We start from the raw sequence: 12,237 nt of genomic DNA, 5'->3' as shown, positions 1-12,237 counted from the left end.
CCGCATCGCCGTACTCGGGTTGACCATCCTGGTCCTGACGCTTGGCGGCAGCCGCGGCGACAGTGGCCCGCCCGCGCCTCCCGCGGCCGCGCCGGTCGCGGCGGCACCGGTGGTCGCCGAGCACCAGGAGCCGACGGTCCAGCCGGGCGTGCCGAGCCCCACGGCCTCGCCGTCCGCGTCGTCGCCGGTCATCGCGGCCGGCGACGGCCCGGTCGGGACGGTGCGGAAGACCGGGTCGGACGCGGTCGCGCTGACCTTCGACGACGGGCCTTGGGACGACACTCCTGCCGTGCTGGACCTGCTGGCCCGGCACCACGTCAAGGCGGCCTTCTGCATGGTCGGCCGGCAGGTCGCCGCGCGCGCCGAGATGGTCCGGCGGATGGTCGCCGAGGGGCACACCCTGTGCAACCACTCGTGGAGCCACGACGAGAGGCTGCGCACCCGTACGCCCGATCAGATCAGAGCCGACATGCAGCGCACCAACGACGCGATCCGGGCGGTCGCACCCGGCGCGGTGATCGGCTACTTCCGCGCCCCCGGCGGCAACTGGTCGCCCGACATCGTCAGCATCGCGGCCGGCCTGGGCATGACGTCGATCTCGTGGACCGTCGACCCGCGGGACTGGAGCGGCCCTGGAGTCCAGTCGATCGTCAACACCGTGCTGACGAAAACTCGTCCCGGCGGGATCGTGCTCCTGCACGACGGCGCGGGGCCACAGACGGTCGCCGCGCTGCGGACGATCCTGCCCGACCTGGCGGGCAGGTTCACCCTGATCGCTCTTCCGGCGCCGACCGGCGTGGGCCACCCCTTGGCGATGGGAGGCCGCCGGGTTCTGCCGCAATCCGCGTTCGACATGATCGAGACAGGATCGATGCGCCGGACCGCACGGACGTCCGTCGCCGGACCCGCGTTCATGCGGTACCTCCGCCGCGACCACCACGAACTCGGCATCGACGCCGCCGGCTGAAGACCGAGCCGGGCCTCGCTCGAATGCGCTCGCCGATCGGCAAACGCACAGCGCCCCCGACCGCGACATGCAGACCGGCGGCGCGGCTGGACAAGCCGTCCAGCCGGTCGCCGGCATCCATCGGGAGACATGAGCGTCGACCCCGATTCCCGTCGAGTTCGCTCCGCATGGCTTTCTGCCTCGCGCCCCGAGAACCTGCCCCGGTTCGCCGGATCTCGCCGGTGAACCGAGCCCCCGTTCACTGCGGCTTCGGTGCGCGTCGCAACGTCATGCCGGGTATGGCGTGGAGTTCGCTCGCACGTGCCATGGTGACCGACGCCGTCACCGTTTCGTCCTCGATCGGTCTCCTCGCGGCCGGACCGCTCCTCGTACACTCGCCAGGAGCTTGACAAGGGTGGGAGGCGGCGTGGAGTTCGGCATCCTGGGGCCGCTCGAAGTCCGGCACGGCGGCGGTCAAGTCACGATTGGCGGGCCGAAGCAGCGGCGTGTCGTTGCTACCCTGGCGCTCAACGCAGGCCGGGTGGTCACGTTGGGTCAACTCGTGGACGCCGTGTGGGATGGCGAGCCTCCGGTTACGGCCCGTAAGCAGGTCCAGAACGCGGTGTCCGCGTTGCGGCGTACCCCTGTGGGCGCGGCGCTGGCGGCGGTCGGCCCCGGGTACGTGTTACGGGTCTCGGTCGACCAGGTGGACGCCGGGAGATTTGAACGATGCCTGGCCGAGGCGCATGCGGCCCGGGCCCGCCACGATCTGACGCGCGCAGCCGAGACGTTGCGGGCAGGGTTGGCGATCTGGCGCGGGCCCGCGCTCGCGGGTGTCGGGGGCAGGACCGCATTGACTGCCGCGGGACAGCTCGAGGAAAGGCGCTTGTCGGCGGTCATCGCTTGGGCCGAGATCTCTCTTGAGCTGGGATCGCACGGTGTCGTCGCCGACGAGCTGGGCGCGGAGCTCGATCGGTATCCGTTGTGTGAGCCTCTGGCCGGCCTGCTGATGCTGGCGCTGTACCGTGCTGGGAGGGCCGCGGAGTCGCTGGTGTGCTACCAGCGGATCCGCCACACGATTGCGGAGGACCTGGGCGTGGACCCGGGTCCTGAGCTGCAACGTCAGTATCATCGAATCCTCGCCGCTGATCCGGCGCTGCATCACCGGTCCGAGGCGCTCCAGCGCAACTATCTGCCCCGAGACATCGGGCATTTCACCGGCCGCCTCGCCGAACTGGACCGGCTGATGTCCATTGTGGACAGTGGCGGCGTGACTGTGATCCAAGCCATCGACGGGATGTCGGGGGTGGGCAAGACGGCCATCGCGGTGCACGCGGCACACCGGTTCGCGGGCCGCTTCGCTGACGGCCAACTGTTCATAGACCTGCATGGGCACACTGCCGGCCGTGATCCGTTGACGGCTGAGGAGGCCCTGGATGTGCTGCTGCGCGCCGTCGGGGTTCCCGACGCTCGAATCCCGAAGAGCCTGGATGAGCGGGCCGCTGTGTGGCGGGGGGAGCTCGCCGGACGGCGTGTCCTGCTCGTCCTCGACAATGCGTTGAATTCCGCCCAGGTCAGGCCACTGTTGCCGGGTTCGGCCAGCTGCGCCGTCATGATTACCAGCAGACGCCGATTGACCGGGCTGAACAGTGCGGAAGTGTTGTCGCTGGACACTCTGCCCCCGGACGATGCCGTTGCCCTCTTCCGGGCAGTCGTCGGGCCGGACCGCTGTGAGGCCGAACCTGACGCGGTCGTCGAAGTGGTCAAGCTCTGCGGCCATTTACCGCTCGCGATATCCATCGCCGCGGCCCACCTGCGTACCCGTCCACAATGGACAGTATTTGATCTGGTCGAGCGGCTTGCCGATGACCATCGCAGGACGAGGTTGCTGCAGTCCGAAGACCGGGGCGTCACCGCTGCCTTTTCCCTGTCATATCAGCATCTTGTCGACGCTGAGCAGCGCATGTTCCGTTTGCTCGGTGTGCACCCGGGCTCAGACATCGACGTCTTCGCCGCGGCGGCGCTGGTCGGCCTGACCGTTGACGAGGCCGAGAACCTGCTCGACGCCCTGTGCGACATGCATCTGCTGATACCGCACCTCCCCGGCCGGTACCGTCTGCATGACCTGGTGCGCGACTTCGCCCGGGCCGCCGTCGAAGCTGAGGAGCCCGCATCGGAACGGTCGGCCGCACTCGACCGGCTCCTGGACTACTACCTGCATGTCACTCAGATCGCCACCGAACTGGACGCGCCGGGGCGGCCCAGCCTCGGCGCAAGCCCTCGATATCGGCCGACGGCCGTCCCTCGACTCACGAAGACCTCAGAAATCCGGTCGTGGGTCAACGCCGAACATGCCAATCTTGTTGCCGTCGCCCGGCTCGCGGCGCAGCACCGGGCCGCCGAATCCGGCTGGCAGCTCCCGCGCAATGTGGGGTCACTCCTGTTCGAGAACGGTCAGCTCTCGGCGAGCCTCGAGGTGTTCAGGATTGCGCTGGCCGCATGCGGGCCCGAGACCGCGCCCGTGGTGAAGTCCGCCTGCCTGTTGGACGTCTCCATGATGCACAAGGTGCTGGGCCAATACCGGCTTGCGCTCGACTTCCTCAACCAGGGCACAGCCAATGCCGCTCATTCGGGCGATGGCGACGGCATCGCGCGGTCACTGATTCACAAGGCTGACCTGAGCTGCCTGATCGGCTCGTACACCGATGCCGTCACATACGCCACCCGCGGTTTCGAGATTTACCATGACCTGGCCGACCTGTGGCGTGAAGCAGCAGCCTTGACGGTGATCATGGATGCCCTGAGTCGGCTGGGACGCCACCGTGAGGCGATCGACGCCGCGGATCGGGCGGCGCTCCCCCTCGACGGATTCGCGAACCTGCGGCAGGCCAGCGCTGTTCTGAGTCGACGGGGCACCGCCCACAGCGGACTGGCCGAGCACGACAGCGCGATCCGGCTGCTTCACCAGAGCGTAGACCTCGCCCGGCAGGGTGAGGACCGGCGCTTTGAAGCTGACTATCTGCACCGCCTCGCAGAGGCGACCCGAAGATCCGGGCAGCCTTATGAGGCACTGGACCACGCGCGTGAGGCACTCGCCATCCTCCACGACATCGCCGATCCGGTGGATCTGGCCGAGACACACAACGTGCTGGGCGCGATCCACAGCGACATCCATGACTACGAGGCTTCGCTTGCCCACTACCGTCAATCGCTTGAGATCACGGCAACCGTTGAATACCGCGTGGCGAAGGCACACGCTCACAGCGGAATCAGTCGTTGCCTGACTGCGCTGGGGCATCCCGGCGCACAGACGCACCGGCAACAAGCGCTGGCGATCTATGCCGAAATCGGCGTCCCGGAGGCCGATTCGCTGCCTGACGAAGTGGCGGAGCGAACGATGTGAATGGACCAGATTTCAGGGTTCAGCGGTCCACGTCATAGGTTGTAATCATCCTGCGCCACGTCGAGGACCGCACGGTGGCCGAGACCGCCGAGCTGCTGGGCTGCTCGCCCGGCACGGTGAAGACCCTGGCCTTGCTGGCCCTCGAGACCCTGCGCGCCGACACCGCCGTCCGCGCGCTGCTCACCGCCGAAGGAGCCGAGCGATGACGCACCCCGACGACGGCCGCCTCCTCGGCACTCTGGTGCCCGACCTCCCGGCGCCACCCGACCGGCCGGCCGCGGTCGGCCGGCGGGTGCGCCGCCGTCGGCTGCGCGCGGTCGCCCTCGCCGCGGCGGCCGTCGCCGTCCTGCTGCTCGGCGGGGCGATCGCGGTCGCCGCCCGCCCGTCCCCGGACATCGTCGGCGACCGGAGCCTGCCGGCCGACGCGCCCTGCCCGGCCACACCTCCCGAGTTCCCGTACGGCAACGGCGCACTGCCGTCCAGCGCCCCCGGCGAACTGGCCCCGCCCGGTGCGGTCCGCGCGGTGCTGTGCCGCTACAACCCGGTCCCGGAGCTGCAGATGACCCGCCCCGGTCCGCCCCGGCGAGTCGTGCTCACCACCGACACGCCGGCCTGGTCGGCGCCCTCAACACGCTGCCGTCCGGCAGTGGCATGGACGACTGCTTCCTGTCGGGCGACGGCGGCGGGTACCTCACCCTGCAGTACGGCAACGGCCGGACCACGACCGTCGAGCTCTCCGGCCCCTGCTCCTACGCGCGCCGCGGCGCGATCACCCGCCACGACGCGTACCAGGCGATCGAGGCCTTCGACAGCCGCCTCATCGCCCAGGAGCGCGCGGCGCCCCGGCCCGCCGAGGTGCCGCCCCCGGACTGTTCCCCGCAGCTCACCCCGTCCACCTTCGACGGCCAGTACCTGCCGAACCCGATCTCGGACGTCTGGATGCACACCCACGGCCCGGACCCGGACTACCTGACGGTCCCGCTCGCGGTCATCACCGCCTGCCGCTACACCCGCGCGGACGGCGACACCTGGACCCGAACCCGCCAGGTCACCGACCGCGACACCGCCCGCGACACGGCAACGACACTGGAGGCGACGGCGCGGACCCGCACGGGCGAGATCCCGTACCTGACCTGCACGGGCCGCCCGAGGACGGTCGACGTCCTGGTGCTGCGCGACCTGGCCGGCGAGACCCGCGAGGTGCGGGCCACCCGCGACACCTGCCCGGTGGTGACCTTCGACTTCGACGGCGCCCCGCCGTCCGCCGCCCTCGACCGCATCCTCGACGACCTGCTGGGCCGCCCGTCCTAGCAGCCGGGCGGCCAGGTCCAGGGAGGGTCGTCGCAGCCCTCGCCGAGCACAGCGCCATGCCGAGCTGGGTGTCGTGCGCCGCCGCCCGTGTGAGCTCCCGCGGCGACGGCGTGGCCTGCACCAGCACGCCGCCGTGGGCGAGCCCGACGACCCGGTGGAAGGCGCCCGCCGCGGCTGTTGCGGTGTCGACGACGGCGAGCCGCAGCGCCTGGATCTCGCTGGCGGCGACGCCGTCCGGTTGGTCGGCCACCATCGCCGCCGCGCGCGTGTGCTGCGCGTGCTTGGCGAGCAGCCTGACGATCATCGCGACCGGGTACACCGTCAGGCGACCACGGCTGAGGTCGGCGGCCAGCAGGACCTGGTCGCCGGCAGAGATCCCGCACAGTTGCCTCGCCGCGACAGGCACGGTCAGCGCGCCGCGCGTGTCCACCAGTTGCCGACCGTCGGGGTGGAGTTCGAGCACGATCGTGCCGTCGGCGACGCGGTTCTCCGGGCTTGACTCTCTCTTGACGAATGCGATCAGCGGTGCAGCGGTGTCGTTCGATCTGGTCCAGGGCGCCGCGGCGCAGGGTGCCGGAGGTCCGGGAGTGATGTCACAGGTCGCTGTAGCGGATCATGACGGGGGTTTCGGTCAGGGTGAGCTCGGCACCGCCGGCCAGGGGCTCCGTCGTGCCGTCGAGTCGGAGCAGCGCCTCCGCCGTGGCCTCGGCGCGTAGGCGTACCGAGCCGGTGTGGGTCCAGCGGATGACGGCGCGCCGGTTGCCGGCCGGGGTCGGCACGATGAACTCGCACTGCCACGCGTGCTCGGGCAGGCCGGCGGGCTGGCCGTGGCCGCAGGAGCGGATCTGCGCGCCGGCGAGCCAGCGCTGCAACTGCTGCACGGCGAGGGCGGCCTCGGTCGGCTCGCCCTCGTCGGCCTGCAGCACGATGGGGATCTTCGTGCCGCCCCAGTTGTAGAAGTACATGCGGTACAGGTTCGTGGTGCGGGCGAGCAGCCCGACGAGGTAGAAGCGGACGGCGTAGTCGCGGGCGCGGGCCCGGTCGAGCTGGCCCTCCAGCGGGATGGCGTAGGTCGTGCCCGTGTTCCACAGCGGCGGGTGCAGGCCGGCCTCGTGGAAGAGCCGGTCGATCTGCGCGGTCAGCTCCAGCATCGTCTCCGGCGGGTCCTCCGGCGAGCGCTGGTGCAGCTTGACGGCGGCGGCGTCGCAGTACTCGTAGCCGCCGAGCCGGGCGAACTCCCGCAGCACCTGCTGGCCCTCGGCGCTCCACAGGTTGCCCATGCCCGGGCACACCACGGTGGCGGCGGGATCGGTGGCACGGATGATCGCGCTGCCCCGGCGGGTCATCTCGACCAGGGTTTCGACGCTGCCGGTGTACATCCGGGCGTCGTTGGCGAGCACCCACAGCTCGTAGGCGGCGATGCGGCCCTTGTACCGGCCGGCCAGCGCGCTGACGTACGCGTCCCACACCGCCAGGTCGTCCGGCGGCGACGACTTCGCGTTGTCCGGGTAGACCGACCGCTTGCCGTTGGGCGCCGCCCAGGCCGGCGTGCCGCCCATCGTGTAGAGCACCGGCAGCCTGGCGGCGGCGGCCCCTTCGACGAGCCGGTCCAGGATCGTCCAGTCGAACCGGTCCCGCGCCGGGTGCACCCGCGACCAGCCCGTCTCGCTGTCCCACAGGCGCACCGCGCCGGTGGTGAACCCCGGCATGTGCCCGGTCGCGCTGTTGATCGTCACCCCGAAGTACTCCGGCGGGACCGGTCGCGCGGGCAGCGTCCAGCTCGGGCCGCTGATCCACTGCGGGGTCGCGCTCGGCGGCGCGGTCTGCGGCCGGTCTTCCCTGCCCCGCCACCACACCGCCGTGACCGCACCCGCCAGCACCAGCAGCGCCGCGGCCAGCCCGGCGTACAGGGCGAGGCGCCGCGGCACCGGTGCAACGGCGGCCTTCGACGGGGCGGCGGGTCCTGCGGTGGCGGCGGGTTCTGAGCCGGCGGCGGGTTCTGGCCCGGCGGCCGGGTCTGCGGTGGCGGCCGGGTCTTGTCGCGGGGCCGCGGCCCACAGCGGATAGAGCCGGTCGAGCTCGTCACGGTCCGCCCCGCACGCCGTGGCGATCCGCTCCACCGTGCCGAAGTCCTGCGGCACCGCCGCCCCGGCGACGAACCGGTGCACCGTCGACTTGCTCAGGTTCGTCTTCTGCCCGATGCGGGCATAGCTGAGCCCGCTGCGGTCCTTCAGCGCGGTCAGCAGCGCGGCAAGCTCGCCGGGACGGTGCGGCATCGCCGTCATCTCTCCAGGTGTCGGGGCGGGCTGCATCCTATCGGCCGTCCCAAGACCGCAACATCCCCGCAGGTCAGCCCGTTTCCCCCGTCCCGCCGTCCCAGATCGGTCCCGGCATCTGGCGCCCGTACCGCGGCATTGACAGACTGCCAGCGCGGTGGCCCGGACCGTTGGGGGGAGTGGCGGTCCGGGCCACCGGCGACGGTGACCGGATGCGAAACGGGGGCAACCGGTCACCGTCCGTCTCGAGCGCGGCATCGACGGGTTCGCACGCGAAATGCACGGGTGCTGAAACCGGAGGCGGCCACGCTGGCGGCGCAAGCTGCAGTGTGCGTCCGAGACTTCGAGGACCATCATTTTGCGACAGTTTCTGCACGCCGCCGTCGCGGCGCTGCCGGCCCTCGGCGCCGGAGCTGGTGGTGCCGGCGGTCCCGGCACGTGCGGTGTTGAACTGCAACGTCCCCGACCCGCCGCCGAAGTGCGAGGACCCGCCCGAGCCGATCGACCCGTCAGGCGCGCTGACCGGGCCGACCCGGGTGCCCGCCGGGGTGAGGGTCGTCGGGTGGGCCACCCACCCGGACCGGCGTCCGGTGACGATCAGTGTCCTGGTCGTCGGCGCCTTCGTCGGCACGGTGACCACCGGGAACGAGTGGGGGCTTCACCGGGACGGTGCCGGCGCGTGCCGGAGACCGGGTGTGCGCCGTCGCGTACAACACGGGCCCGATCGTCGGGAGCGCCGACATCGGCCGCATCGCGCTCGCCGTCAGCCCGCTGAGCGAGTCGTGGCGCGTCGAGCGCGACCGGCCGGCGTATGTCGTCAAGCGGACGAAGGCCGAGCTGGAGGCGAACCTCGCGAAGGCGACCCGCACGGTCTGAACGCAGCCGAACGGCCCGGACCGGGCCGCCGCCGTGCTGGGGCGGCCCGGGGGTGGCGCGTCAGCGTGTCTTCGGCAGGTCGAACTGGTCGGCCCGTCGGCAGTCGCTCGAGCCGCCGATGCCGGACGAGCCCACGCGGTCCAGGGCGTCGCGGGCGTTTTCGCGGCCGAGGTTCCAGCCGTACCACGGGTCCGGCTCGTCCAGGTCGTCGACGATCCAGCTCAGCGTGCAGCGACGGACCGAGTCCGGGAGGGTTGACAGGGCCGGGGTGGCGTCGGAGGACAGGGCGCGCAGGTACCAGGCGTCGATCTTGCCGGTCTCCTGGTAGCGCGCGATGTTGCGGCGGGCCGCGTAGTCCTCCGGGTTGAGCACCGCGAGGGTGAGCAGCATGACGACCGCGAGACCGACGGTCGTCGACGGGATCCAGGTGCCGCGCCAGCGGATGCCGGCCGCCATGATCATGATGAAGACGGTGCCGAGGAGCAGCTCGAACGCCATCACGAAGATGCGCTCGCCGGTGAAGCTGTAGACCTTCTGGTAGGCGTACATGCGGGACAAAGCCGACACCACGATCACGATGCTCAGCGACGAGAGCAGACCGAGCAGCGTGCGCAGCAGGATGCGGTCGACCCGGTCCTCGCGGCTGGCCCAGCGGGTCACGCCGCCCAGCACGGCGATCGTCAGCACGGTGACGGTCGCCAGCTGCCAGAAGCCGCTGCGGGCGTATTCGGCGTAGCTGAGGCCGGCGGTCTGCAGCACGTGGTGCTGGCCGCCGAACAGTACGGTGGCCTGCACGACGACGAATCCGCTGTACAGCAGGACCAGCGCCCCGATCGGCAGCCCCCACTCCAGGCGGCGCAGCCGCGCGGTGCCCGGCTTGTCGATGGTGGACAGGTCCGGCGGTGCGGCGACGGTGTAGACGGCCGCGACGGCGATCAGCGCGCACAGGACGAACAGGAACACGCGGCCGACGCTGACCGTCGGCACGACGTCGGAGAGTACCTGCGAGAACGCGGCGTCGGCGGAGGAGAGCAGCGCGCCGAAGACCAGCACGAACAGGACGGTGATGATGACCGACCAGACGACGCGCTGGGTGTGGCGGGGCTTGTCGTGCCGGTCGCCGGTGGCGCTGAGGTGCTTGGCCACCCACGGGATGCCGCGCAAGGCCGCGAACGGCGCCGCCACGAGGCTGAACAGTATGGAGCGGACGCGTTGGCCGCCGACGATGGCCAGGGCGGCGCAGCCGAGCGCTCCCAGTACACAGAACGTGACGAGCCACCAGGCGTTGCGGAACGCCAGCACCGACAGCAGGACGACCGCGGAGCCGGCCCAGACGGCCCGCATCGCACGGTCGGCCTTCGGCAGCGCTGCGGCGGCCGGCCAGATACCGGCGATGACGGCGGCGACGAGCGCGAACCCGCCGAGGAACCAGCCGATGCCGACCCGCATGCCGGGCAGGACGATCGCGGCGACGAGTCCGCCGGCGAGCACGGCGACCGGTACGCGCCAGCCGCTCGCGGGCTCCGGCCCGGGCCAACGTGCTTCCAGGAACCCGGGCGGCAGCGGTCGCGGCGGCCCCATGACCCGCGGAACAGTCTGATAGGGCTGGAACGTGGGCACCACAGGATGCGGCGGGAAGGGCGCGCCAGACGGCGGCGCGAAGGGCCGTGTTCCCGACTGGTGCTGCACCAGCGGCGGTGCGACAGCCTCCTCGTCGTGCTCCTCGTCTTGTTCCTCGTCTTGCTCCTCGTCTTCTTCGAGCTCGTCGTCGGGCAGTTCCTCAACAGGCGCGGCGGCTGCGGCCACAACGGGCGTGACTGGCTCGGCCGCGACGGGCGTGACCGGCTCGGGCTCAACGGGCGCGGCCGCCATGCCCTCGACAGGCTTGACCGCCGCGCCCGGGACCAGCGGCACGAACACGGCGAATCCCGGGGTTCCCGCGGGAATCGTCACCGGAATCGCCCACGTCGTCTGCCCCTCGGCGGTGCCGGGCCAGGCGACCGGCTGCGGCCGTCCATCACCGCCGGGCATGACCAGCAGATACGGTACGGCCACGGGCGGTTGGACGGTTGGATCGATTTCGTCGGGTACGGCGTCGGTCATTGGGTAGCTCCACGTGTCGGTGGACAGTTGCCGGACCACGCCCGTGCTCACCGCCCGTCGCCGTCCCGCCGATGAGCCCAGGCCGGCGGGTTGTCACGAAAGTGACGGCGCGTAACACGGCAGTGCGGAGACGGCGGGGCGTGGCGCCAACTGGCGCTTTGGTCCGGACCGGATTTTCCCTGCATGGCCCGGCGGCAGGGATCATGGCACGGCGGCGCGGCCGCGGACCAGCCCGTGGCGCACACCTGGGACGGTGGGACGTTGCACCACCGTCCACCTGCGAAAACGCGGCTTCCTGGGACGAGGCGCCGGGCAGTCCGGTGCGTCAGCGGCTCAGAACTCCTCCCAGGTGGCTGGGTCGCGCTTGGGCGGGGTGCCGGTGTCCAGGGCGTCGACGGCGGCCGTGTCGTCGGCGGTGAGCTCGAAGCCGGCCAGGTCGGCGTTGGCGCGGATGCGGTCCGGGTGGCCGGAGTGCACGACCGCGGTGACGTCGCGCTGCAGCAGCCAGCGCAGCACGACCTGGGCGCCGGTGACGCCGAGCCGGTCGGCGATCGCGGTCACCGAAGGGTGGTCCAGGATGCCGGTGTTGCGTTCCAGGGCGCGCCAGGCCTGCACCACGGTGCCGGTCTGCTGCACGGCACGCACCAGGTCCCGCTGCGGGTGGGACGGCGACACCTGCAGCTGGTCGACGGCCGGCCGGATGCCCGTCGCGGCGACCACCGCGTCGAGGTGCTCGGGCAGGAAGTTGGACACACCGAGCGAGCGGATGAGCCCCTCTTGCCGCAGCTCGGCCATTTCGACGTACGACTCGACATACCTGCCGACGCGGGGGAGCGGCCAGTGGATCATGTACAGGTCGACGTAGTCCAGCCCGAGCCGCCCCAGCGAACCCTCCAGCCCTGCCCTGGTCGACCCGCGGCCCTGGTCGCTGCCGCGCAGCTTGCTGGTGACGAACAGCTCGCCGCGCTCCAGCCCGCACTCCCGCACCGCGGCACCGACGGCATCCTCGTTGTCGTAGGAAGCGGCGGTGTCGATGAGCCGGTAGCCGGCCTCGATCGCAGCCAGGATCGCATCGGTGGCCGCCCGGCCCCGCAGCGGCCAGGTACCGTATCCGACGACCGGCATGTCGTGCCCGGAGTTCAACTTCACGTTGGCGATGCCCATCCTCCGACCTTATGACCACGGCTTCGCCCGCAGGCCGGCAGCGTCCGGATGGTCGAGGGCCCCTCTGGGCAGGGGCGTCCGTATCCTGTGGAAGTAGCCTCAGCCGCCGCGCCGCAGCGGCGTTGGACCACGCCCACCGGACGGACTGACGCCGCCGA

General features: G+C 71.3%; 9 protein-coding genes. 6 read left to right on the top strand and 3 right to left on the bottom strand.

The annotated features are described in order from the left end of the window. Positions 1–19 precede the first annotated feature (19 nt). From ACZ6TV_RS47175 to ACZ6TV_RS47155, 5 genes are all read left to right on the top strand, one after another. On the top strand, positions 20–967 hold the full coding sequence (locus tag ACZ6TV_RS47175) for a polysaccharide deacetylase family protein (RefSeq protein ID WP_465306760.1): 948 nt from the start codon (positions 20–22) through the stop codon (positions 965–967). A gap of 406 nt (positions 968–1,373) precedes the next feature. Then, the gene (locus ACZ6TV_RS47170) at positions 1,374–4,349 is read left to right on the top strand and encodes an AfsR/SARP family transcriptional regulator (RefSeq protein ID WP_465306758.1); all 2,976 of its coding nucleotides are present in this window, start codon (positions 1,374–1,376) and stop codon (positions 4,347–4,349) included. 44 nt (positions 4,350–4,393) lie between these two features. Then, on the top strand, positions 4,394–4,555 hold the full coding sequence (locus ACZ6TV_RS47165; protein ID WP_465306843.1) for a sigma factor-like helix-turn-helix DNA-binding protein: 162 nt from the start codon (positions 4,394–4,396) through the stop codon (positions 4,553–4,555). A 445-nt stretch (positions 4,556–5,000) separates the two neighbouring features. Then, complete coding sequence (locus ACZ6TV_RS47160) at positions 5,001–5,660, top strand: hypothetical protein (RefSeq protein ID WP_465306756.1); 660 nt, start codon at positions 5,001–5,003, stop codon at positions 5,658–5,660. A gap of 133 nt (positions 5,661–5,793) precedes the next feature. Beyond that, positions 5,794–6,159 carry a hypothetical protein gene (locus tag ACZ6TV_RS47155; protein WP_465306754.1) on the top strand — a complete coding sequence of 122 codons (366 nt, stop codon included), beginning with the start codon at positions 5,794–5,796 and terminating at the stop codon, positions 6,157–6,159. Positions 6,160–6,253: 94 nt separating this feature from the next. Here ACZ6TV_RS47155 and ACZ6TV_RS47150 read toward each other — a convergent pair whose 3' ends face one another. Beyond that, positions 6,254–7,936 carry a helix-turn-helix domain-containing protein gene (locus ACZ6TV_RS47150; protein WP_465306752.1) on the bottom strand — a complete coding sequence of 561 codons (1,683 nt, stop codon included), beginning with the start codon at positions 7,934–7,936 and terminating at the stop codon, positions 6,254–6,256. 693 nt (positions 7,937–8,629) lie between these two features. Here ACZ6TV_RS47150 and ACZ6TV_RS47145 point away from each other — a divergent pair. Beyond that, entirely contained in the window at positions 8,630–8,812 is a 183-nt protein-coding gene (locus tag ACZ6TV_RS47145; RefSeq protein ID WP_465306750.1) for a hypothetical protein, read from the top strand. Between the two features lie 60 nt (positions 8,813–8,872). On the opposite strand, the gene ACZ6TV_RS47140 is transcribed toward ACZ6TV_RS47145, so the two are convergent. Together ACZ6TV_RS47140 and ACZ6TV_RS47135 are read right to left on the bottom strand one after the other, a co-directional pair. Then, entirely contained in the window at positions 8,873–10,867 is a 1,995-nt protein-coding gene (locus tag ACZ6TV_RS47140; protein WP_465306748.1) for a DUF4153 domain-containing protein, read from the bottom strand. Positions 10,868–11,248: 381 nt separating this feature from the next. Further along, entirely contained in the window at positions 11,249–12,079 is an 831-nt protein-coding gene (locus ACZ6TV_RS47135) for an aldo/keto reductase (protein WP_465306746.1), read from the bottom strand. Positions 12,080–12,237: the final 158 nt, after the last annotated feature.

Source organism: Dactylosporangium sp. NPDC051087, from assembly GCF_055586325.1.
The sequence above is the reverse complement of the archived record's forward strand: the minus strand, read 5'-3'. Positions and strand labels throughout refer to the sequence as shown.